Annotated in this window: 20 protein-coding genes, 1 tRNA gene and 1 pseudogene; 10 read left to right on the forward strand and 12 right to left on the reverse strand. The window is 72.3% G+C overall.

What is annotated here, in order from left to right; translation table 11 throughout:
* Positions 1-52: 52 nt before the first annotated feature.
* Positions 53-985, reverse strand: a complete 933-nt coding sequence (locus tag FB462_RS12325) for an NADP-dependent oxidoreductase (protein ID WP_141862179.1) — start codon at positions 983-985, stop codon at positions 53-55.
* A 148-nt stretch (positions 986-1133) separates the two neighbouring features.
* Here FB462_RS12325 and FB462_RS12330 point away from each other — a divergent pair, with 148 nt between their 5' ends.
* Positions 1134-1484, forward strand: coding sequence for a hypothetical protein (locus FB462_RS12330; protein ID WP_141862181.1), 351 nt, complete (start codon positions 1134-1136; stop codon positions 1482-1484).
* Between the two features lie 69 nt (positions 1485-1553).
* On the opposite strand, the gene FB462_RS12335 is transcribed toward FB462_RS12330, so the two are convergent.
* The 4 genes from FB462_RS12335 to ptsP all read right to left on the reverse strand — a co-directional run bounded on the left by FB462_RS12335 (position 1554) and on the right by ptsP (position 6497).
* Positions 1554-2717 (reverse strand): mannitol-1-phosphate 5-dehydrogenase, encoded by a 1164-nt coding sequence (locus FB462_RS12335; protein ID WP_141862183.1) that lies wholly within the window; start codon positions 2715-2717, stop codon positions 1554-1556.
* Positions 2714-3151, reverse strand: a complete 438-nt coding sequence (locus FB462_RS12340; RefSeq protein WP_141862185.1) for a PTS mannitol transporter subunit IIA — start codon at positions 3149-3151, stop codon at positions 2714-2716. Before FB462_RS12340 ends, FB462_RS12335 begins: the two co-directional genes overlap by 4 nt.
* Before the next feature lie 74 nt (positions 3152-3225).
* Complete coding sequence (locus FB462_RS12345; RefSeq protein ID WP_141862187.1) at positions 3226-4767, reverse strand: PTS mannitol transporter subunit IIBC; 1542 nt, start codon at positions 4765-4767, stop codon at positions 3226-3228.
* A 74-nt stretch (positions 4768-4841) separates the two neighbouring features.
* Positions 4842-6497 (reverse strand): phosphoenolpyruvate--protein phosphotransferase, encoded by a 1656-nt coding sequence (ptsP, locus tag FB462_RS12350; RefSeq protein WP_141862189.1) that lies wholly within the window; start codon positions 6495-6497, stop codon positions 4842-4844.
* Between the two features lie 249 nt (positions 6498-6746).
* On the opposite strand from ptsP, the gene FB462_RS12355 reads away from it, so the two are divergent.
* The 9 genes and pseudogenes from FB462_RS12355 (at position 6747) to FB462_RS12395 (ending at position 16088) form a co-directional block, all read left to right on the forward strand.
* Positions 6747-7517, forward strand: coding sequence for a DeoR/GlpR family DNA-binding transcription regulator (locus tag FB462_RS12355; RefSeq protein WP_058742742.1), 771 nt, complete (start codon positions 6747-6749; stop codon positions 7515-7517).
* A 75-nt stretch (positions 7518-7592) separates the two neighbouring features.
* The gene (locus FB462_RS12360; RefSeq protein ID WP_058742743.1) at positions 7593-7865 is read left to right on the forward strand and encodes an HPr family phosphocarrier protein; all 273 of its coding nucleotides are present in this window, start codon (positions 7593-7595) and stop codon (positions 7863-7865) included.
* 208 nt (positions 7866-8073) lie between these two features.
* Positions 8074-8916 carry an exodeoxyribonuclease III gene (locus tag FB462_RS12365; protein WP_114849865.1) on the forward strand — a complete coding sequence of 281 codons (843 nt, stop codon included), beginning with the start codon at positions 8074-8076 and terminating at the stop codon, positions 8914-8916.
* 35 nt (positions 8917-8951) lie between these two features.
* Entirely contained in the window at positions 8952-9962 is a 1011-nt protein-coding gene (gene trpS / locus FB462_RS12370; RefSeq protein WP_058742715.1) for a tryptophan--tRNA ligase, read from the forward strand.
* 2 nt (positions 9963-9964) lie between these two features.
* Complete coding sequence (locus tag FB462_RS12375) at positions 9965-10546, forward strand: GNAT family N-acetyltransferase (protein WP_058742708.1); 582 nt, start codon at positions 9965-9967, stop codon at positions 10544-10546.
* Between the two features lie 100 nt (positions 10547-10646).
* Complete coding sequence (ribD, locus tag FB462_RS12380; protein ID WP_141863351.1) at positions 10647-11714, forward strand: bifunctional diaminohydroxyphosphoribosylaminopyrimidine deaminase/5-amino-6-(5-phosphoribosylamino)uracil reductase RibD; 1068 nt, start codon at positions 10647-10649, stop codon at positions 11712-11714.
* A gap of 29 nt (positions 11715-11743) precedes the next feature.
* Positions 11744-12367: pseudogene (gene ribA, locus FB462_RS12385) on the forward strand (GTP cyclohydrolase II); the annotation flags it as partial.
* Between the two features lie 253 nt (positions 12368-12620).
* Positions 12621-14018: an MFS transporter gene (locus FB462_RS12390; RefSeq protein ID WP_141862191.1), complete on the forward strand. Its 1398-nt coding sequence runs from the start codon at positions 12621-12623 to the stop codon at positions 14016-14018.
* 225 nt (positions 14019-14243) lie between these two features.
* Positions 14244-16088: an ABC transporter ATP-binding protein gene (locus FB462_RS12395; protein ID WP_141862193.1), complete on the forward strand. Its 1845-nt coding sequence runs from the start codon at positions 14244-14246 to the stop codon at positions 16086-16088.
* Positions 16089-16092: 4 nt separating this feature from the next.
* Here the strand turns inward: FB462_RS12395 and FB462_RS12400 are convergent, their stop codons facing one another.
* The 7 genes from FB462_RS12400 to FB462_RS12430 form a co-directional block, all read right to left on the reverse strand.
* The gene (locus FB462_RS12400) at positions 16093-17562 is read right to left on the reverse strand and encodes an NAD-dependent succinate-semialdehyde dehydrogenase (RefSeq protein WP_141863352.1); all 1470 of its coding nucleotides are present in this window, start codon (positions 17560-17562) and stop codon (positions 16093-16095) included.
* A 56-nt stretch (positions 17563-17618) separates the two neighbouring features.
* Positions 17619-18239, reverse strand: a complete 621-nt coding sequence (locus tag FB462_RS12405; protein ID WP_141862195.1) for an isochorismatase family protein — start codon at positions 18237-18239, stop codon at positions 17619-17621.
* Between the two features lie 100 nt (positions 18240-18339).
* Positions 18340-19827 (reverse strand): D-alanyl-D-alanine carboxypeptidase/D-alanyl-D-alanine endopeptidase, encoded by a 1488-nt coding sequence (gene dacB, locus FB462_RS12410; protein WP_141862197.1) that lies wholly within the window; start codon positions 19825-19827, stop codon positions 18340-18342.
* Between the two features lie 11 nt (positions 19828-19838).
* Positions 19839-20909 (reverse strand): Gfo/Idh/MocA family protein, encoded by a 1071-nt coding sequence (locus tag FB462_RS12415; protein WP_141862198.1) that lies wholly within the window; start codon positions 20907-20909, stop codon positions 19839-19841.
* A gap of 311 nt (positions 20910-21220) precedes the next feature.
* A tRNA-Thr gene (locus FB462_RS12420) sits at positions 21221-21296 on the reverse strand.
* A gap of 44 nt (positions 21297-21340) precedes the next feature.
* A complete protein-coding gene (locus tag FB462_RS12425) occupies positions 21341-21982 on the reverse strand; it encodes a TetR family transcriptional regulator (RefSeq protein WP_114849653.1) in 642 nt (213 codons plus the stop codon).
* A 144-nt stretch (positions 21983-22126) separates the two neighbouring features.
* Complete coding sequence (locus FB462_RS12430; protein WP_141862200.1) at positions 22127-23269, reverse strand: DNA polymerase III subunit delta'; 1143 nt, start codon at positions 23267-23269, stop codon at positions 22127-22129.
* Positions 23270-23286 lie beyond the last annotated feature (17 nt).

A 23286-nucleotide genomic window follows, 5' to 3' on the forward strand; every position in this document is an offset into this window, starting at 1 on the left:
ACCGGACCACCCCACGTCCCCCTGCAGGCGGATCCGCGGCGACCGACCGGCGTCAGGGCACCAGCGCCAGCTTGCCGCCGGGGTGCTGCGACTCGAGCACCTCGGCGGCGTCCCTCGCGTCGGCGAGCGGGAACGTCCGCGCCACGGGCACGACCAACCGACCCTCCGCTGCCAGGTCGACGAGCCGCTGCCGCACGGAGTCCCGGAACGCCTTGCTCTCGGGCTGCGCGCCACCGACGGCCTGGATGCCGTCCGCCTCCGCGCGGCCGAAGGCGGCGATCGTGACGATCCGGCTCCGGTCCGCGACCACCGCGAGCGAGACGTCCACGGCCTCGTCGCTCCCGACGCAGTCCAGTGCCACGTCGACACCGGACGGTGCGAGGGAACGGATGCGTGCCTCCAGACCGTCGCCGTACGCGACCCACTCGCCACCGAAGCGGCGGACGGTGTCGGCGTTGCGCTCGGAGGCCGTGCCGATGACCCGTGCCCCGAGCAGCCGCAGCTGCTGGAGCAGGCTCACGCCGACGGCACCGGACGCGCCGTGGACGACCACGGTGTCCGACCCTTCGGCGCGCGTGACGCGGAGCATGTCGGCCGCGGTCGTGCCGGCGAGGAGCAGGTTCGCCGCCTCGGGGAACCCGAGGGACGCGGGCTTGGCGAAGACGTCGGCGGCGGGCACCGTGATCCGTTCCGCCCAACCACCCGAGACGCGGAAGGCCAGGACCGCGTCGCCGACGGATCCCCCACCCGAGGCGATCGTGGTGTCCGGGCCGAGGGCGCTGATGATCCCGGCTACCTCGTACCCGATCGGGATCGGCAGGTCGGACGGGTCGCCCTGCCGGGTGTGCTTCGTGTCGGCGGGGTTCATGCCGGCCGCGCGGACGTCGATCGTGACCTCGCCCGGGCCGGGGGCGCGGACCTCGGTGTCGGCGTACTCCAGGACCTCGCTGCCGCCGAACCGCGGCGCCACCCAGTGCTTCGTCATGGTGCCGACGCTACGCCGATGCCGCGGCGCCGCACAGTCGCGCACCGATCTGAGCGTGCGCACAGGTCGGGAACACCGCATTGACACCCGAACGGGGGACGTGTTGCATGGTCGGCTCATCCACACGACAGATCAGGGGGATCTCGAGATGCTGAAGAACACAATGCTCAAGGCAGGGGCAGCGCTGGTGCTGACCGGCGCGATCATCGGCGGAGGCGCCACCGCGGCGCAGGCAGAGGACCAGTACTACTTCGACCCGATCACCTTCACGTACTCCCGCGCGCAGGTTGAGACCTTCTACGGAAACATCGGGAAGGCTGACAACCTCTGCAAGTTCCTCCCGCTGAACTACCCGTCGGGCCTCGCCTGCAACTCGGGCAACCACCAGATGCGGGAGGCCTTCACAAAGGCGCACTACCAGAAGAAGCGGGTCCAGTTGAAGTTCTACCGGAGCAAGGGCTGCAGCTCCTGCAGCAAGTCCGAGTACAAGGTGTTCTGACCCGTCGGCGCCCGCGCTCGGCACGACGAAGGCCCCCTCACCGCAGAGGGGGCCTTCGTCGTGTCGGCCTCAGGCGCGCGCCGCGCGCACCCGCTCCGTGAAGGCGGCGTGCAGCGGGTGCTGCGCGTCGAGCCCGGTGATCTCCGTCGCGACGTCCGCGTCCGCGCGGTCGGACCGGAGCATCTCCTGCAGCTCGACGCTCTGCTCGTCGTCCGCGACGTCGAAGCGCAGGGCCGCACCCATCGCGTCGAGCAGCGCGGTCGGCTCGGTGCCGTCCTCGGCCAGGGCGGCCGCCGGCGAGACGAAGCGCTCGTCGCGGGACAGCTTGCGGAGCGGCTGCCGGCCGACCCGGGTGACCGTGTCGGGCAGGTGCGGGTTCTCGAAGCGGCCGATGATCGCCTCGACGTAGGAGCGGTGCACATCGGGGTCGAGCTCGTGGCGGCGCACGAGCAGGTCGCTCGTCTCGGCGAGGACCGACTCGAGCTCGGAGCGCACGGCGGGAATCGCGATCGCGTCGGAGATCTTGTCCGCCCCGGCGAGGAAGCCGTGGTACGCGACGGTGGCGTGCCCCGTGTTGACCGTGAAGAGCTTGCGCTCGATCGACGCCGCGAGGCCGTCGACGTAGTGGGCGCCCGGGATCTCGGGCTCGGAGCCGCCGAACGGGGTGCGGTCGATGGCCCACTCGTAGTAGGTCTCCACCGTGACGTCGAGGCCGGCGCCCTCGGGCTGGGCGGGGACGATGCGGTCGACGGCGGTGTTCGCGAAGACGGCCTTCGCCAGCGCCTCGTCGCGCGACTCGGCAGGCAGCGCGTCGACGATGAACTCGCGCAGCCGGTCGGTGGCGTTGATCGCGTTCTCGCACGCCATCACGGCCAGCGGTGCCGCGTCGGCGTCGCGCTGGCGGAGCGCGGCGGCGATCACGGGCGCGATGAACTTCAGGACCGTCGGGCCCACGGCGCACGTGACGACGTCGGCCGCGGCGACCTCGGCGACGACGCCGGTCTCGTCCTGGGCGCTGTTGACGGCCCGGAACCCGGTGACCTCGTGGTCCTGGGCCCCCTGGCCGACCTCGTGCACGGTGTAGGAGTCCGCGGCGGCGAGGGCGTCGATCAGCGGGGCAGCGACGTCGGCGAACACGACCTCGTAGCCAGCCTCGTGGAGCAGGAGTCCGACGAAGCCACGACCGATGTTGCCGGCGCCGAAGTGGACCGCGGTGCGCGTGCCGGAGGTCACTCGTTGACCTCGCCGAGGATCGACAGGATCGCCGCGGTGTCCGGGGCGTCGGTGAGCTTCTGGACCTCGTCCTCGTCCGAGAACACGATCGCGATCTTGGACAGGATGTCGAGGTGCTCGTTGTTCACGCCGGCGATGCCGACGACGAAGCGCACGGGGTTGCCGTCCCAGTCGATCGGGGTGGCGTAGCGGATGAACAACAGCGCGGACGACTTGATGGCGTCCTTCGCGTCGTTGGTGCCGTGCGGGATCGCGAGGAAGTTGCCCATGTACGTCGAGACGCTCTTCTCACGCTCGAGCATCGCCGGGTAGTAGTCCGCCGTGACCGCGCCTGCAGCCTCGAGGATCTCGGCGGCCTCCTTCATCGCCTCCGACTTGGTCGGAGCGGTGTCCTCCGTGTGGATGCGGATCTGGCTCTCCTGCAGGACGGGCATGGGGTTCTCCTTGCTGTTCGAGGACGTGGTGGAGGGGGCGGGCCTCAGCCCGCCCCCTCCGATACTGCACGCTGTTACTGGTTCTTGAGCTGGTCGACGACCTGGTCGTACTGCGGCGCGTTCATGAAGTTGCCGACCGACACGTGCTGCGCGTTCGGGTTCTTCTGCCGGGCGCGGTCCGTCAGCTCCTCCTGCGTGATGATGAGGTCCTCGGTGCCGTCGAGGTTCGCGATCGCCTTGTTGACGACCGTGACGCCCTCGATGCCCGCCTTCTTCACCTTGTTGCGCAGGACGCTGGCGCCCATCGCGCTCGAGCCCATGCCGGCGTCGCAGGCGAACACGACGTTCTCGACGCGGGTCGCCGTCGCGGTGCCGGAGCCGACGCCACCGAAGGCGGCCTCGGTCTCCTCCTCCGAGCGCGGGGTGTTGTTGCCGAGCAGACCCGAGGTCGCGGCGTTGACGTCGCGGCCCTTGTTCGCCTGGAGCTTCGCCATCGCGGCGGTCATGTCGCCGCCGCCGTTGGCGAGGTCACGCTTCCGGCTCGCGAGCAGGAAGAACGAGGCGACCGCGAACGACACAGCGGCGGAGAGGACCACGGAGAGGATGACGCCGACGAAGCTGTCGCGGGGCGTGTTGCCCAGGACCGCGATGATCGACCCTGGCGAGGCGGGGCCGGTCAGCCCCGAGTTGAACAGGACGTTGGTCAGCACGCCGGTGCCGCCGCCGAGGATGACGGCGATGAACAGGACCGGCTTCTGCAGCACGTACGGGAAGTAGATCTCGTGGATGCCACCGAGGAACTGGATGATGATCGCGCCGGGCGCGGTCGAGCGGGCGATGCCGACCCCGAAGAAGGTGAAGGCGAGCAGGATGCCGAGACCGGGGCCGGGGTTCGCCTCGAGGAGGAACAGGATGCTCTTGCCCGACTCCTTGACCTGGTCGACACCGAGCTGGTCGAGGACGCCGTGGTTGATGGCGTTGTTGAGGAAGAAGACCTTCGCGGGCTCGATGAAGACGCTCGCGAGCGGCAGCAGCGAATGCGTGATCAGGAACTCGACAGCTGCGCCCAGCACGGTCGCGATCCCGGTGAAGACCTTGGACAGCCAGAAGAACCCGATCATGAACAGCCCGAAGCCGAGGATGCCGGCCGCGTAGTTGTTCACGAGCATCTCGAAGCCCGGCTTGATCTTGCCGTCCCAGATGCGGTCGACCTGCTTCATGACGTACGCCCCCAGCGGACCGCAGATCATCGCGCCGAGGATCATCGTCGTGTCGGAGCCGAGGATGACGCCCATGGCGAAGATCGAGCCGACGACCGCGCCTCGGGTCTCGTAGACCATGCGGCCGCCCTGGATCGCGATCGCGAGGGGGATGAGGTAGGTCAGGATCGGTCCGACCACGCCTGGGACGGTCCCGTCGGCCGAGCCACCGAGGACGGCCACCGGGGTCCAGCCCTTCGGGATGAAGAAGGCGGTGATGATGCCCCACGCGATGAAGATCGCGATGTTGGGCATGACCATGCCGGAGAGGAAGGTGCCGAACTTCTGCACGGCGACGCGTGCGCCGCCCCGCGACTTCGCGGGAGCGTCGGGCGCTGCAACGGACGACGTTGTCATGTGCCTGGCTTTCTGTGATGGGTGCTGCAGTGGTGGAGGGTGTGGGGTGCTGCTGTGCTGCGGTGGTGCTGCGGCTAGGCGGCGTGCGCTGCGGCCGCGGCGGACTTGGCAGCCGCCGCGGTGCTCGCGGCGAGTGCCGCCTTCGCCATCTCGCGGGCCTGGTCGAGCGTGTGCTTGCCGAGTTCGGCGCGCACGTCGGCCAGGGCCGCGGGGGTCATCGAGAGGGTGGTGGCGCCGAGGCCGACGAGCACGACGGCGAGCAGCGGGTCGGCCGCCGCCTCGCCGCAGATGCCGACGGCCTTCCCGGCGGTCTGTCCGGCCTGTCCGAGCTGCGCGACAAGGCGCAGGACGGCGGGGTGCCACGGGTCCTGGTAGGACGCGACGGTGCCGAGCATTCGGTCGGCGGCCATCGTGTACTGGGTCAGGTCGTTCGTGCCGATCGACACGAAGTCGGCGTGCGTCAGGACCTGCTCCGCCATCAGGGCGAGCGACGGCACCTCGGCCATCACCCCGGCGGTGCGGATCCCGAGGTCGCGGGCGAGGTCGACGAAGTACTCGGTCTCCTCGGCGTCGGCGACCATCGGGGCCATCACCCAGAGGTCGGCCTCGGTCGCCGCGTCGGCCTGCGCGAGGGCGGTGAGCTGGTCGCGCAGCACCTCCTCGTGGTTCCGGAGGGCGCGGAGGCCGCGACGGCCGAGCGCCGGGTTCTCCTCGTCCTTGTCGGTGAGGAACGGCAGGGGCTTGTCGGCGCCGGCGTCGAGCGCGCGGACGACGACCTTCTTGCCCGGGAACGCCTCGAGCAGCTGGCGGTAGGACGCCGTCTGCTGCTCGACGGTCGGGGCCGTCGGCGCGTCGAGGAAGAGGAACTCGGTGCGGAAGAGCCCCACGCCCTCCGCACCGAGAGCAACGGCACCGGCGGCGTCGGCGGGGCTGCCGAGGTTCGCCAGGAGCGGGACGGTGTGGCCGTCGGCGAGCGCACCGGCAGTGAGCGGCGCGGACGCGGCGGCGGCACGCTCGGCGATGCGGCGCTCGACGTCGGCGACGAGCTCGTCCGACGGGTCGGTGACGACCGTGCCGGCCGCGGCGTCGACGACGACCTCGGTGCCGTCGGCCAGGGCGTCGGCCCCGGTGACGCCGACGATGGCCGTGATGCCCTTGGCGCGGGCGAGGATCGCGGTGTGCGAGGTCGGGCCGCCGTCACGGGTGACGAGCGCCTGCACCTTGTCGAGGTCGAGGAGTGCGGTGTCGGCCGGCGCGAGGTCGCGGGCGACGAGCACGAAGGGGTTGTCCGACTCGGGGACGCCGGGAGCGGGGACGCCGCGGAGCTTCGCGACGATGCGCTGCGCCACGTCGTCGAGGTCGGCGGCACGCTCCCCCATGTAGCCGCCCATGCCGACGAGCAGGTCGCGGAACTGGCCGAACGCCTCGAACACCGCACGCTCGGCGTTCGTGCCGCCGTCGATGCGGGCGTGCACGTCGTCGAGGAGCGTGGGGTCCTGCGCCATGAGCGCCTGCGCCTCGAGCACGGCCTGGGCGTCGCCGCCGGCGAGCTGCCCGCGCGTGTTGAGGTCCTCCGCGACCACGGCGAGCGCGTCGTGCACGGCCTGCTTCGCGTCGTCCGCGGAACCCTCGAGCGGGGCGGTCGACGGTTCGCCGAGCGGGTCCGCCATGCGGAGCACGGGGCCGTGGGCGACGCCACTGCCGACGCCGGTGCCGAGCAGTTCGGTCATTCGAGACTCCTTCATCTCACGCGGAGGTGCTTGGGGCTGCCGCGCGACGAACGAGGGCTCGACCGCGGCGGCGTGACGTCACACTACCCCGATCCACGTTGACAAACAAACACATCCGGGGATAAAAATGCAGAAACAGATGCCCGTTTGCGTCTGACGGACGAACCGATCCGCGCTGATCCGTCGAGATCGTGCCCGGTCGTGTCCGTTCTGTTCCGAGCACGCCGATCGACCGAGACGACGAGGTCCATGTACGCACCAGAGCGCCACCAGCGCATCGTCGAGCAGGCGCGGGCGCACGGCCGGGTCGACGTGAAGGACCTCGCCGAGCTCCTCGCGGTCACGCCGGAGACCATCCGGCGCGACCTCACGAGCCTCGAGCGGCGTGGCCTCGTCCGCCGCGCGCACGGTGGCGCCATCCCCGTCGAGCGGATCACCCTGCACCCGGGGGTCGGCGACCGCGGCGGCATCAACCAGGCCGAGAAGATGGTCATCGCCGAGGCGGCCCTCGGCGAGCTGCCCGAGAACGGCTCGGTGATGATCGACGCCGGGACCTCGACGATCTGCCTCGCCGAGATGCTCCCGACCGACCGGGGGCTGACCGTCGTCACGCACTCGCTCCCCGTCGCGATGGCCGTCGCGAACCGCCCCGGCATCGACCTGCACCTGCTGGGCGGCAACATCCGCAGCGACTCGCTCGCCGGCGTCGGGACGTGGACGCACCAGCTCATCGGCATGGTGAGCGTCGACGTCGCCTTCATCAGCATCAACGGCATCACGCCCGAGCGCGGCCTCACCACGCACAACATGGCCGAGGCCGCCGTGAAGAGCGCGATGATCAAGTCCGCGCGCCGGAGCATCCTGCTCGCCGACCACACGAAGTTCGGACGCGAGGAGTTCGGCCGCGTCGCCCCGCTCGCCGCGATCGACACGATCATCACCGATCCCGCCGTCAACGCCGACCTCGTCCGCGAGGTCGAGGCGGCCGGCACCGAGGTCTTCTGGCCCGGCCGCGACTGACGTCCGGCCGCCAGGACCGTCCCACCCGGCGCTCGCTACCATGAGCGCCACCACCCCGTCGACAGGAGTTCATCGATGTCCGAAGCCACCCGCACCGTCACCGTCGCCAGCGCGTCCGGGCTGCACGCCCGCCCCGCCTCGCTGTTCGTCCAGACCGTCACCGCGTCCGGCCACCAGGTGACGATCGCCAAGGGCGACAAGTCCGGCAATGCCGGCAGCATCCTGGCCCTCCTCGGCCTGGGCATCGAGAACGGCGACGAGGTCACCCTGACGGTGTCCGGCGACGACGCCGAGGCGACCGCCGACAGCCTGGTCGAGTTCCTGCAGACGGACCACGACGCGGCCTGAGCGCGCAGGTCGCGGTCGCGACCAGACGACGGACGGGAGGCACGGTGCCAGCTGGCACCGTGCCTCCCGTCCGTCCGTGCGCGCTTGTACGGCCGTCATGGAGCAGACGACGTCGCGTCGCCCGTCCGCACCCGACAGTTGCTGCTTCACCGATGCAGGAACGGCGGCGGGACCGGCCGCGTCCGCGCCCGCCGATAAGGTGGTCGGCATGACACGCCTGCGCCTCGCATCCGTCAACGTGAACGGCGTCCGCGCCGCGTTCCGGAAGGGCATGGGCGACTGGCTCGCCACCCGCGACGTCGACGTGCTCGCCCTCCAAGAGGTCCGTGCGTCCACCGACGACCTGACCGGGCTGCTCGGCGACGAGTGGGACGTCGTGCACGACCCGGCGACGGCGAAGGGCCGCGCGGGCGTCGCCATCGCGTCACGGAAGCGCGCGCACCTGCACCGCGTCGAGCTCGGCCCCGCCGACTTCGACTCGGCCGGCCGCTGGATCGAGGCCGACTACGAGGTCGGCGACGCCACGGTCACGGTCGTGTCGGCGTACGTGCACTCGGGCGAGGTCGACACCCCCAAGCAGGACGAGAAGTGGAAGTTCCTCGACGCGATGACCGAGCGGCTCCCGGCGCTCCGCGCGCACAACCCGCTCGCGGTCGTCGTCGGTGACCTCAACGTCGGCCACGACCAGCGCGACATCAAGAACTGGAAGGGCAACGTCAAGCGTGCCGGGTTCCTCCCGCGCGAGCGTGCCTACTTCTCGCGGTTCTTCGGCGCCGACGGCGAGCAGGTCGAGGGCGCGGACGGCTCGACCGGACCGGGGCTCGGCTGGGTCGACGTCGGTCGCGAGCAGGCCGGCGACGTCGACGGCCCGTACACGTGGTGGTCCTGGCGCGGCCAGGCGTTCGACAACGACAGCGGCTGGCGCATCGACTACCAGGTGGCGACCCCCGAACTCGCGGCGAAGGTCGCGCAGTACACGGTGGACCGCGCCGCGGCGTACGACCAGCGATGGTCCGACCACGCCCCCGTGGTCGTCGACTACGAGCTCTGACCCTCCTCTCACCCCCGCACCACCAGGACACCCCCATGACCACGACGCGCATCTTCTCCGGGATCCAGCCCTCCGCCGGGTCCCTCCACCTCGGCAACTACGTCGGGGCGCTCATGCAGTGGCGCGACCTGCAGGACGACCACGACGCGATCTACTGCGTGGTCGACATGCACGCGATCACCTCGCCGCAGGACCCGTCCGAGCTCCGCGCGAGCACCCGAGCGACCGCGGCGCAGTACATCGCCTCGGGCATCGACCCGACGAAGTCGACGCTGTTCGTGCAGTCGCACGTCCCCGCGCACGCCGAGCTGGCCTGGGTCCTCAACACCCTCACCGGCTTCGGCGAGGCCAGCCGGATGACCCAGTTCAAGGACAAGTCGGCACGTCAGGGCGCCGAGGCGGCGTCCGTCGGGCTCTTCACGTACCCGATCCTGATGGCCGCGGACATCCTGCTCTACGACACCGCCGTCGTCCCGGTCGGCGACGACCAGCGCCAGCACGTCGAACTGACCCGGGACCTGGCGAACCGCTTCAACTCCCGGTTCGGGGACACGTTCGTCGTGCCGGAGGCCAAGATCGGCACCGAGACCGCGCGGATCTACGACCTGCAGGACCCGACGAGCAAGATGAGCAAGTCGGCCGCGTCCGACAACGGCCTCATCCGCCTGCTCGACGACCCGAAGCGGACCGCGAAGAAGATCCGGTCGGCGGTCACCGACACCGAGCGCGAGATCCGGGCGGACCGGCAGGCGAAGCCCGGCGTCACGAACCTCCTCGCGATCCTGTCCGCGTTCACGCGCACGCCCGTCGCGACGCTCGAGGAGCAGTTCGTCGGCAAGGGCTACGGCGACCTCAAGGGCGCGGTGGCCGACGCCGTCGTCGCCGAGCTCGAGCCGGTGCGGGCGCGCACGCTCGAGCTGCTCGACGACCCCGCCGAGCTCGACCGCCTGCTCGCGGTCGGCGCCGACCGCGCCGAGTCCATCGCGCAGGCGACGCTCGCCCGGGTGTACGACCGCATCGGCTTCGTGCCCCGCACCCGCGGCTGACGATGCTGCCCGTCACGCTGTCGTCGGACCGGGTCCGGCTCGACCTGCCGATCCGGTCCGACACGGCGGCGATCACCGCGGCGTGCCAGGACCCCGACGTCGTGCGGTGGACGACCGTGCCGACGCCGTACACCGAGCAGCACGCACGGACCTTCCTGGACGCCCTCGTCGGCCCCGGGTGGGCGTCCGACCGCGAGTACACCTGGGCGATCCGCCGTACCGGGTCGACCTGGCTCGAGGGCGTCGTGTCCTTCCGCACCGAGCACCGCGACCTCGGCTTCTGGCTGGCGCCGTCCGCCCGGGGCGCCGGGCTCATGCACGAGGCCGTCGACCTGGTCGTCCGGTGGGCGTTCTCCCAGGGCGCGGCGGACGTGTACTGGGAGTGCTACGAGGGCAACACCGCGTCGGCGTCCGTCGCCCGCTCGGCCGGGTTCTCGTTCACCGGCACCGGTCCGGCCCGCATCCCCGCACGGGACGGCGCGCCGACGACGGCCTGGACCGGGCTCCGTCGCGCGGACGGCGTCCCGGCGTCGGCGCTCCCCTGGCCGGACGCGTCCTTCCGTGACGGCGGCGTCGTTCGCTGACAGGGGACAAGTCGGTGACGCGTCACCACGCTCCCGTCGGTAGTGTCGGAGCGTGACCACGTCCCCCCTCCCGCCGGCTCGTCCGGCCGAGGTCCGTGCGATGCAGCGAGCGCTCGACCTCGCGGCCCGCGGACCCGTCGTCGGCGACCACGCCCGCGTCGGCGCCGTGGTGCTCTCCCCCGCCGGTGACGTCCTCGCCGAGGGCTGGCACAAGGGCGCGGGGACCCCGCACGCCGAGGTCGACGCGATGGCCAAGCTGTCGCCGGAGCAGCTCCGCGGCGCCACGGCCGTCGTGACCCTCGAGCCGTGCAACCACACCGGACGCACCGGGCCCTGCGCCGTCGCGCTCATCGAGGCCGGCGTCGCACGGGTCGTCTACGCCGTCGACGACCCGGGCGTCCAGGCGCGCGGGGGCGCCGACCGCCTGCGCGCCGCCGGGGTCGAGGTGGTCTCCGGCGTCCTCGCCGACGAGGCCGAGGCGTTCCTCGAGCGCTGGCTGCTGTCGGTCCGCGCCGGGCGGCCGTGGGTCACCGTGAAGTGGGCGTCGAGCCTGGACGGTCGTGCCGCGGCTGCCGACGGCACGAGCAAGTGGATCACCGGCGCAGCCGCCCGCCAGCACGTGCACGAGCAGCGGGCCGCGCACGACGCCATCCTCGTCGGCACGGGCACCGTGCTCGCCGACGACCCGAGCCTGACCGCCCGCGGCGATGGCGGCGAGCTCCTCGCCGACCAGCCGCTCCCGGTCGTCCTGGGCGACCGCCCCGTGCCCGAGGACGCCGCCGTCCGTCGGCACCCCCGCGGCCTCGTGACCCTCCCCGGGCACGACCTCGACACCGCCCTGCGCAGCCTGCGCGACCACGGTGTCCACTCCGTCTTCGTCGAGGGGGGTCCGACGATCGCGTCCGCGCTGATCGCCGCGGGACTCGTCGACGAGGTGCTCGTCTACCTCGCCCCGGTGCTGCTCGGAGGTCCCCGGACCGCCCTCGGCGACGTCGGGGTGGGAAGCATCGGCGAGCGTCACCAGTTGGACGTAACATCGACCACCAGCCTCGGCCCCGACCTGCTGGTCCGCGCACGACCCCACCGTTCCCGGCCCGGTACCGGACCGACGACGGCGGTCGACGAGCGCGGAGACGACGGGGCTCACGACGACCGGAGTACCCCATGACCGACGCACTCACCTCCCCCACCCCGGGCAGCCCGGTCCAGTTCGAGGTCGCGACGAACGTCCCGACCACCCACGGCACCTTCCAGATGCGCGCCTACCGCGACCTCGTCACGGGCGCGGAGCACGTCGCGATCATCGCGACGGACGACGACGGTTCACTGCCCGGCCCCGGTGCGCTCGTGCGGGTGCACTCCGAGTGCCTGACCGGCGAGGCGTTCGGCTCGCTGAAGTGCGAGTGCGGACCGCAGCTCGACGCCGCGCTGGACACGATCGCCGCCGAGGGCGGTGTGGTCGTCTACCTGCGCGGGCAGGAGGGCCGGGGCATCGGCCTCATCAACAAGCTCAAGGCCTACCGCCTGCAGGAGGACGGCCTCGACACGCTCGACGCGAACCTGGCGCTCGGGCTCCCCGCCGACTCGCGGGAGTACGGCGGCGCGGCCGGCATCCTCGCCGACCTCGGGATCACGAGCGTCCGCCTGCTCTCGAACAACCCGGAGAAGCGCCGACAGCTCGAGGAGCACGGCATCACCGTCGAGTCCCTCGTCCCGCTCGTCGTCGGGGTCTCCGCGCAGAACGCCGGGTACCTCGACACGAAGCGCGACCGGATGGGGCACCAGCTCCCCGCGCACCTGCAGGCCGGCGCCGCGAGCTGACCACGAGCAGGGCTGCGCGGGCGACCGCGCGGCGATGCGCGGCGCGGGCGACCCCCCAGCGCCGCGCCAGCCGATCCTCGGTGGATTCGCAGCTGGGCGACATCTGTCGTACGCTGGGTTCTCCGTCACGAGCGGTCCCAACCACAGAACGCACCCGGCAACGCCCGCGCCACCCCGCGCGGACCAGCCGGTGTCCGCAGCTTCGGCACACCGCCGCGCTCGTCCGAGCGCTCCCCTCGGAGTCCCCCGCACCATGTCCGCCGCACCGGCACCCACGTCCACGACCACACCGGCCCCGGCCGCCGAGAACCCGCGCTCCCGCGTCGTCATCGCGAGCCTCGTCGGCACGTCGATCGAGTTCTACGACTTCTACGTCTACGCGACCGCCGCCGTCCTGGTCTTCCCGACGCTCTTCTTCCCGAACGAGGACCCGACGGCCTCGCAGCTGTCGTCGTTCGTCACGTTCGCCCTCGCCTTCTTCGCCCGGCCCGTCGGGTCGATCCTGTTCGGCCACTTCGGTGACCGCATCGGCCGCAAAGCGACGCTCGTCGCGTCCTTGCTCGTGATGGGCACCGCGACGTTCCTGATCGGCTGCCTGCCGACCTTCGCGAGCGTCGGCATCTGGGCGCCGGTGCTCCTCGCCGTGCTGCGCTTCGCCCAGGGCGTCGGCCTCGGCGGCGAGTGGTCCGGCGCGGCCCTGCTCGCGACCGAGAACGCCCCGAAGGGCAAGCGTGGTGTCTTCGGCTCGATGCCGCAGCTCGGCGCCCCGATCGGCTTCCTGCTCGCGAACGGCCTGTTCATCGCGATCAACGCCGCCATGCCCGCCGCCGCCGACGGCACCCCGAACGCCGACTTCCAGGCGTGGGGCTGGCGCATCCCGTTCCTGCTGTCCGCGGTGCTCGTCATGGTGGGTCTCTACGTCCGCTTCAAGCTGGTCGAGTCGACCGTGTTCCGCGGCGTCCAGGAGAGCGGCTCGGTCGCGAAGCTCCCGCTCGGCCGGGTGTTCCGCACGTCGTGGAAAGCCGTCGTCGTCGGCACGTTCGGCATGGTCGCCACGTACGTCCTCTTCTACTTCATGACGACGTTCACGCTGAACTACGGCACGAACCCGTCCGAGCCGGCACCGCTGCAGAAGCTCGGGCTCGGCTACAGCCGCGGTGAGTTCCTCACGCTGCTCATGATCGGCGTGGTGTTCTTCGGCATCTTCACCCCGATCGCCGGCTGGCTCGCGGACAAGTACGGTCGCCGCCGCACCCTGATCCCGACCACGCTCGGCATCGCCCTGTTCGGTCTGACGTTCCAGCTCTGGTTCGCCGCCGCCAACGGGCCGATCACCGTCGTGACGTTCCTGATCGTCGGGCTGTCGCTCATGGGCCTGACGTTCGGGCCGATGGGGGCGCTCCTTCCGGAGCTCTTCCCGACGAACGTCCGGTACACGGGCTCCGCGCTGGCGTACAACATCGCGTCGATCATCGGGGCCTCGCTCGCGCCGACGATCGCGCTGAAGCTGTGGCAGCCGGACGGGAACATCTTCTTCGTCGGGCTGTACCTGACCGGGGCCGCCGTCGTGACGCTCGTCGCCCTCCTGCTCGTCCGCGAGACCAAGCAGGCCGGCCTCGCGGACGGGGACGCGACGACGACGCGTCGCTGACGCGACCACACGTCGCTGACGCGACTCCACTTCGGACGGGAGCGCGCCCCGCTCAGCGGTGACGCGCCAGCGTCACGCGGGGCGCGCCGACCGAGCCTGCGAGGGAGGTGTGCCAGCTGGCACCGTGCCTCCCGTCCGTCCTCGCGCAGCGCGCACCCACCGGTCGGTGCGAGACTGGACGACGGCCGCCGGCACCTCCCGCACGGGCGGCAGGAACCAGGAACGATGAGTCTCTTCGCACGTGCCAAGAAGTCCGACGGGCCCCGCGCCAGCTTCGGACGGCTGCTGACCTACCTGTTCGAGAACAAGCCCGCGATGGCCGTGATCATCGTGCTGAGCGTCCTCGGAGCCGCCGCATCGCTCGCGCAGCCGCTGCTGGTGAACCAGGTCGTGACGGCCGTGCAGCAGGGCGACACCCTGTCGGTCCTCGTCTGGGTGCTCGTGGCGCTCGTGCTCGTGTCCGGACTCCTGAACGGCGTCCAGCACTTCCTGCTCCAACGCGCGGGCGAGGGCGTGGTGCTCTCGACGCGCCGCAAGCTCATCGCGCGGATCCTCAACCTGCCGATCTCGGAGTTCGACACGCGGCGCACGGGTGACCTCGTCTCCCGCGTGGGGAGCGACACGACGCTCCTGCGCGCGGTGCTCACGCAGGGGCTCATCGAGTCGATCGGCGGCGCGCTCACGTTCATCGGCGCGATCATCGCGATGGCCGTGATCGACCCGCTCCTCCTCGGGATCACGGTCGTCATCGTCCTCGTCGCGATCGTCGTCGTCGGCGGGCTCAGCCGGCGCATCCGCATCGCGTCGAAGCGGGCGCAGGAGAAGGTCGGCGACCTCACGGCCGCGATCGAGCGCGGCATCGGGGCCGTGCGGACCATCCGCGCCGCCGGCGCCACCGACCGCGAGGTCCGCGAGGTCGACGACCACGCGACCGAGGCCTACCGTCGCGGCCTCGACATCGCGAAGATGTCGGCGTTCGTCGTGCCGGTCGCGAGCATCGTCATGCAGGTCGCGTTCATCGCCGTGCTCGGTGTCGGCGGCGCGCAGGTCGCCGCTGGGCAGATCACCATCGCGACGCTCATCACGTTCATCCTGCTGCTCTTCATGATGGTGATGCCGCTCGGGCAGGCCCTCGGCGCCGCGGTGGCCGTCGCGCAGGCGCTCGGCGCGCTCGGCCGCATCGAGGAGATCCTGCACCTGCCGACCGAGGACCAGGACGACGGCGCCGTGCGGGTGGCCGCCGCGACGGAGACGGACGACGCGATCGCGTTCGAGCACGTCACGTTCCGGTACGCGCGGGGCGCCGATGCGTCGGGCGCGGACGGGGCTGCGGGTGCGGGTGCCGTTGGTGGCGGTGCTGGTGCTGGTGATGGCGCTCCTGGTGCGGACGACGACGTGCTGGACGACGTGTCCTTCCGGGTGCCGCGCGGTGCCCGGGTCGCGCTCGTCGGGCCCTCGGGCGCGGGCAAGTCGACGACGCTCGCGCTCATCGAGCGGTTCTACGACCCGACCTCCGGTGTCATCCGGCTCGGCGGGGTCGACGTGCGCGGGCTCGACCGCGCGGAGCTCCGCGCGCAGATCGGCTACGTCGAGCAGGACGCCCCCGTGCTCGCCGGCACGATCCGGGCGAACCTGCTGCTCGGATCCCCCGACGCGTCCGAGGCCGAGTGCGTCCGCGTGCTCGAGGCCGTGAACCTCGGCGACGTGCTGCACCGCGACCCGCGTGGCCTCGACGCGCAGGTCGGTGAGGACGGCGTGATGCTCTCCGGCGGTGAGCGGCAGCGGCTCGCGATCGCCCGGGCGCTCCTGGCGGCGCCGCCGATCCTGCTGCTCGACGAGTCGACCTCGTCGCTCGACGGGGTGAACGAGCAGAAGATGCGGCTCGCGATCGACGCCGTGGCCGAGGACCGCACCCTGCTCGTCATCGCCCACCGGCTGTCGACCGTGGTGGACTCCGACGTCATCGTGGTGCTCGAGCACGGCCGGGTGGTGGGCACGGGCACGCACTCCGAGCTCGTGCAGTCCACCCCGCTGTACCGGGACCTGGCGAAGCACCAGCTCCTGGTCTGAACCGTCAGGCGGCGAAGGGGTCCGGCGTCAGGACGTACACCGACTCCAGGTACTCCTCGATGCCCTCGTGCGACCCCTCGCGCCCGAGTCCGGAGGACTTCACCCCGCCGAACGGGAACGCGGCGTTCGAGACGACGCCCGTGTTCAACCCGAGCATCCCCGTCTCCAGGCGCTCCGCCAGCCGCTGCCCCCGCCGGAAGTCACCGGTGAACGCGTAGGCGACCAGGCCGTACTCGGTGTCGTTCGCGAGCCGGATGCCCTCCTCCTCGGTGGCGAACCGGGTGATCGAGACGACCGGGCCGAAGATCTCGGTCGTCAGGATGTCGGACCCCGGCTGCACGTCGTCCAGGACGGTGGGCGCGTAGAACGTCCCCGGCCGGTCGACCCGCTCGCCGCCGGTGACGAGCCGCGCCCCGCGCTGCACGGCGTCGTCGACCAGGGCCGCGGCCTTGTCCACCGCCCGGTCGTCGATGAGCGGCCCCATCGTCGTGCCGTCCTCGGTCCCGCGGCCGATGCGGAACGCGTCCACCTTCGCGGTGAGCGCCGCGGTGAAGGCGTCCGCGATGCCCTCCTGCACGAAGAAGCGGTTCGCGGCGGTGCAGGCCTCGCCGACGTTCCGGAACTTCGCCTGCATCGCGGCCTCGACGGCCTGGTCCAGGTCGGCGTCGTCGAAGACCAGGAGCGGGGCGTTGCCGCCGAGCTCCATGCTCGTCTTGAGGACGGTGTCCGCGGCCTGCTTGAGGAGCGCCGAGCCGACCGGGGTCGACCCCGTGAAGGTGAGCTTCCGAAGGCGACGGTCGGCGAGGATCGGCGCGGACAGGCCCTTCGCGTCGAGGGCCGGCACGACGTTGAGCACGCCGTCCGGCAGCCCCGCACGGCGGAACAGCTCGACGAGGAACAGCGTCGTGAGCGGGGTGAGCTCGGCGGGCTTGAGCACCACGGTGCAGCCGGCGGCCAGGGCGGGCCCGATCTTCCGGGTCGCCATCGCGAGCGGGAAGTTCCACGGGGTGATCGCGTACACCGGGCCGACCGGCCGACGCAGGACGATCCCGCGGCCGGTGCCCTCCGGGTTCGTGCGGTAGTCGCCGTGGATCCGGACGGCCTCCTCCGAGAACCAGCGGAGGAACTCGGCACCGTAGGTCACCTCGCCCCGCGACTCGGCGAGGGGCTTGCCCATCTCGAGGGTCATGAGCGCGGCGAGGTCGTCCTCGTGCTCGAGCGCCAGGTCGAAGGCCCGGCGCAGGATGTCCGACCGCGTGCGGGGCGGTGTCGCGGCCCACGACTCCTGCGCGGCGGCAGCGGCGTCGAGGGCGGCCGTACCGTCCTCCGGCGTGGCGTCGGCGACCTCGGCGAGGACCTCCCCCGTCGACGGGTCCCGGACGGCGAACGTCGCGCCACCGCTCGCGGCCCGCCACTGCCCGCCGATGAACAGGCCCGTCGGTACCCCCGTGACGCGGACGTGGTCGTCCGCCACGGTCGTGGTCTGGCCACCGTCGAGCTCGGTGCCGGTGGTGTCGGTGGTGGTGTCGGTCACAGTACTGCTCCTCCGGGGTTCGCGAGCCCCTCGTCCATGTCGCTGCGGTCGACGTGTCCGCCGGCCGCTCGGATGTCGTCGAGCGCCGCAGCGCTCCGGTCCGGGTCCACGCCCGCGACCAGGTCCTCGTACACGGCGACGTCCAGGCCGGCTTCGCGGGCGTCGAGCGCCGAGGCCCGGACGCAGTGGTCCGTCGCGATGCCGACGATGTCGACCGTGGTCACGCGGCGCTCCGCCAGCAGGTCCGGCAGGGCGGTGCCGTCCTCGGTCACGGCCTGGAACGCCGAGTAGTCGGGACGGCCCTGCCCCTTGAACACGTGGACGTCCACGACCGAGGTGTCGAGGGCCGGGTGGTACTCGGCGCCCGCGGTACCGCCGACGCAGTGCACGGGCCAGGTGTCGACGAAGTCCGGGCCCGCCGCGCCGGCGAAGTGGCCGCCGTTGTCGTCGTCGCCGTGGTGCCAGTCGCGGGACCCGACGATCAGGTCGTACTCGTCGGCGTGCCGACCGAGGAGCGCCGTGATGCGCTCCGCGAGGGCGGCCCCGCCGGCGACGCTGAGCGCACCGCCCTCCGTGAAGTCGTTCTGGACGTCGACGACGAGCAGTGCCCTGGCCATGCTGTCCATCCTGCACCCGGCGCCTCCGAGCCCGGTCGGCCGCGAGGGCGACGCGCGCAGGACTCAGCGGAGCGCGAACAGGGCGGCGTCCGTCGCGGGATCAGGACCCGGTGAGCTGCCCACCGCACGAGTAGGTGGCCGCGGTCACGGCGTCGAGCGCGGGGAGCGCCGCCGCCCGCGACGAGCCGATCGCGTAGAACGCGAACGTCAACCGGGTGCCGTCCGCCGCGTCGATGTAGCCGCCGAGGGTGTTCGCGCTGTCGATCCACCCGGTCTTGGCGTGCACCTTGCCGCGCGCCACGGCGTTCGCCCCGGTGAAGCGGCTCGCGAGCGTCCCCGACTGCCCGGCCACCGGCAGCGACTCCGCGAGGGTCCCGAGGCCCTTCGCGCCGGCCGCGACCTGGACCATGAGGTGGGCGACGAAGTCGGGCGACACCGCGTTCGACGCGCTCTCCCCCGAGCCGTCCTTGATCACGATGCCCGCCGGGTCGACCCCGTACGACGAGAGTGCCTTCTGGTAGACCCCGGTGAGCGAAGCTGCGGAGCCGTCGGCGCCGGACTCCTTCGAGGAGATCCGCGCGAGCATCTCGGCCAGGGTGTTGTCCGAGTTCGGGATCATCTGCCCGATCAGCGTCGAGACGGGCTGCGAGGAGACCGTCGCGATCGTGTCCGTGCTCGTCGTGGCCCGCTTGACGATCTGGGCGTTCCCCGCCCCGACCACGCCCGCGTTCGCCAGTGCCGTCCGGAACGCCGCACCCGCGCGACCGACCGGATCGGTGGAGCGCGGCGAGGTCGCGGCCGCGGGGTTCGCCCGGTCGCCGTCCACCATGAGCGCCGTGACCTCGGGCTGGTACCCGATCGTCCGCTCGCTCACGGGCCACGTGGGATCCCACGCGTCGGCGTCGTTCCAGTAGGTGTCGTCGGTGACGATCGTCGTGACGGGGGCGTCACCGAGGGACGCCTTCACCTGCTGGGCGAGCTGCGCCAGGGTGGGCGCCCCGGGGTAGACCGTGCCGCCGCCGACCGAGAGCGTCGGGTCGCCGTGACCGACGATCGCGATCGTGCCGTCCGACTCCTTCGTCACCGTCGTCGGGATCCGGTGGTCGCCGCCGAGGACCGCGAGGGCCGTCGCCGTCGTGAGGGTCTTCATCACGCTGCCGGTCTGCGCGGGCTGGTCGCCCTTGCGGGAGAACAGGACCTCGCCGGTCGCCGCGTTCATCACGTACCCCTCGAAGTCGCCGAGGCCGGGCGCCGAGGCCGCGGCGTCGATCGTGCACGTCCGCAGGGCGGACGGGCCGGCGACGTCCTGCGGCACCGACCGGCCGGCCGGCGTGGGCGTCGGGGTGGGGGTCGGGCTCGGCGTCCGGGACGTCGTCGCCGACGGCGCCGCGGCGGCGCTCGTCGACCGCGTGGTCGGAGCGGTCGCCGCCGCGATCGCGACGGCTCCCCCGGACCCGAGCACGAGGACGCCGGCCAGGGCACCCGCGATCCACGGCACCGGGCGGCGGGTGACGGACCCGCGGACGGCGGCGACCGCGTGACGGAGGCGGTCGGCGACGGACTGCGACGAGGGCTGCTGGTCGGACATCCCGACCGATCCTACGGAACTGCGGGAGGAGCCTCCAGGCCGGATCCCGGAACCGACCGTGCACCGTCGGCCGGCGCACCAGAGGGAGCAGCGGTGTCGCCGTCGCCGTCGGCCGCGTAGCGGACGCCGACCTGGCGACGAGCCTCGTCCATCACGGTCATGATCGCGACGGTCTCCTCGGGGTCCATCGGACCGCCCTCGTGCATGCCGGAGGCGATCATCGCCTCGAAGGCGCGGGCCTCGTGCCCGTAGCCCGCGAGTTCCTCGCGGCCGTCGAACTCCTCGACCACCACACCGTCCCGGTCCCGGATCCGCCACGTCGTCGGGGTGTACCAGGTCGCGTCGAGGTCGATGCGGCCGTCCTCGCCGATGATCGACGCGGTGTTCGGGCTCCGCAGGTCCAGGCCGAAGTGGAGCATCGACTGCGCGCCGCCCCCATGGGTGAGCACGACGCCCATCTGCGTGTCGACGCCCTGGTCGCTCAGCGTGCCCGCCGCGGTGACCGCCGTCGGGACCCCGAGCACGTCGACCGCGAACGAGATCGGGTAGACGCCGAGGTCCAGGATCGCGCCCCCGCCGAGCGCGGGGTCGTTGAGGCGATGCGTCGGGTCGGACGGCAGCGCCTGGTGGTGCGTGGCCTCGACCACCCGGGGGCGACCGATGCGCCCCTCGGCGATGACCTGGCGGATCATCGCGGACTGCGGCAGGAAGCGCGTCCACATCGCCTCCATCACGGCGACGTCGGCGCGGCGGGCGGCATCGACGACGCGGCGGGCCTCTGCCGCGGTGATCGTGAAGGCCTTCTCGACGAGGACGTGCTTGCCGGCGGCGACGGCGAGGAGGGCGTCCTCGGCGTGCCGGGAGTGCGGGGTCGCGACGTACACCGCGTCGACGTCGTCCGCGGCGACGAGGTCCTCGTACGAGCCGTACGCCCGCGGGATGCCGTGCTCGGCGGCGAACGCCTCGGCGCGCTCCGGCGTGCGGCTGCCGACCGCGACGAACGCGACCCCGGCGGCGGTGCAGTCCCGCACGAACGAGTGGGCGATGCCGCCCGTGCCGATGACTCCCCAGCGAACCGTCATGCGACCTGTCTACCAGTCGGCGCCGGGACGGCCGGTCGTGTGACGGGGTGGGTGCGTCCGGCGGACGGGTCGTGTCGCGCACGGGCTCGGCGCGTCCGGCGGACGCGCCCGCGTGTGGCCGGCGCGTCCGGCGGGCGGGTCCCGGGCGTGCCCGGCGCGTCCGGCGGGCGGGTCCCGGGCGTGCCCGGCGGGTCCGGCGGACGCGCCGGCGCGTGCCCGGCGCGTCCGGCGGGCGGGTCCCGGGCGTGCCCGGCGTTGCGGCCCGGAACGGCGAGAACCCCCGCCTCCTGCTGGAGGACGGGGGTTCTCGGTGGAGCCGCCTGTCGGAATCGAACCGACGACCTATTCATTACGAGTGAATCGCTCTGCCGACTGAGCTAAGGCGGCGGGCACTCCGTTGCCGGAGTGGCACGGGTAAGGACTATACAGGTTCAGACGAGCGAACGCGAAACGAGCGCCCCGAGCTCGGCGAAGGACCGCTCCAGCTCGTCCACCAGGTGCGTCTCGGTCGTGCTGTCCGACCACTCCCACCAGGCGTGCCGCAGGGCCGCGAGCGCCACGATCGAGGCCAGTCTCGCCCGGCGCCGCAGCGCATCCGGGTCCGCGGCGTCCGCCAACGCGGGGTCCGTCGTCCGGAGTCGGGCGGCGACGGCGTCCTCGATCTGCGCCTGGAACTCCTTCATCGACGCCATCCGCCGACTGAACAGCTCGGGCGCGGCGCGCAGCACCTGCTGCCGCTCCTCGAGCAGGCCGCGCTCCTCGATGAGCTCCTCGGTCGCGTGCACCAGCAGGGTCCCCAGGTCGCCGAGCAGGTCCCCGCTCGGCCCGCCGGCGCGGAACGTCGCCAGGGCGTCGTCGTCCGGCAGCGTCGGGTCGTCGCCGAGGAGCGCCTGCTCCTTGCTCGGGAAGTAGTTGAAGAACGTGCGCGGCGACACGTCGGCGCGTCGCGAGACCTCGTCGACCGTCACGGCGGCGAGGCCGGACTCGATCGCGATCCGGAGGGCGGCCTGCTGGATCGCGAAGCGGGTGGCGCGGCGCTTGCGCTCGCGCAGGCCGGGAGCGGCGTCGGGCATGCGGTGATCTTCTCACGGGCGCCGGGCCCGCAGGTGGGGGCGGGGACGGACGGGAGGATCGTGGCGCGGCCCGCCGAGCGGGGGGCGGTGGTCAGCGGGTCGCGCGGGCGATCGTGGCGCGGCCCGCCGAGCGGGCGACGCTGGTCAGCGGGTCGCGCGGGCGATCGTGACCAGGAGGGCCTCGAGTGCCAGGAGCGCGGCGACGTTGGCGGCGATCCGCTGCCGTGCGAGGGCGATCGCGTCGAGGACCTCGAGCGCGGCCGCCGGGGGTACCGCTCCGAGGGCCCGGTCGAGTTCGTCCCGCATGGCCTCGTTCACCGGTTCCGCCGGAGCACCGAGCCCGAGCAGGAGCAGGTCGCGGTACAGCGAGGAGACGTCGACCAGGATGCGGTCGAGACCGTCCCGCAGGCTCCGCGTCGCCCGGCGCTTCTGGTCTTCCTCGAGGGCACGGAGCTGCGAGCGGAGCGCGGGCGGGACCGTCCCGCCGGGCTCGATGCCGAGGGACCGCAGGGCGGCGTCTCGTTCCTCGGCGTCGCGCTGCTGGGTGATCGCCTTCGCGTCCTCGTCCGCGACCGCGAGCAGGTCCGCCGCAGCCATCACGGCGTCACCCACGGAGCGCACGCCGAGCACGGTGGTCAGGGTGCGCCGTCGGCGACCGCGGGCCTCCTCGCTCGTGGCGAGCCGCTGGGCCATCCCGATGTGGCTCTGCGCCTGGCGCGCGGCATCCGTCGCGAGGGCGCGGTCGACACCGGTGCGCGCGACGATGAGCTCGGCGACCGAGGCGACGTCGGGCACCCGGAGACGCACGGACCGGACGCGGGACCGGATGGTCGGCAGCAGGTCGGCCTCGCTCGGGGCGCACAGGATCCACACCGTCCGCTCCGGGGGCTCCTCGAGCGCCTTGAGCAGCAGGTTCGAGGTCCGCTCGGTCATGCGGTCGGCGTCCTCGATGATGACGACGCGGTACCGGCCCACCGACGGCGAGTAGTACGACGACGTCACGAGCTGCCGGATCTCGTCGATCGTGATGATCACCCGCTGGGTGGTCAGGACGGACACGTCCGGGTGGGTGCGCGCTGCGATCTGCCGGAGCGCGTGGTCGACGTCGGAGCCTGCACCGACCAGCGCGGCGGCGAAGGCCGCGGCGACGTTCGACCGACCGGACCCGGGCGGGCCGGTGATGAGCCACGAGTGCGTCATGCCACCGGTGTCCTCCGGCCCCTCGGCAGCGGACCGCAGCGCAGCCACCGCCTCGTCCTGACCGGTCAGGCCGTCCCACACGCTCACGTGGTCATCCTGTCAGC

This window comes from Curtobacterium citreum (assembly GCF_006715175.1).
Lineage (GTDB): Bacteria > Actinomycetota > Actinomycetes > Actinomycetales > Microbacteriaceae > Curtobacterium > Curtobacterium citreum.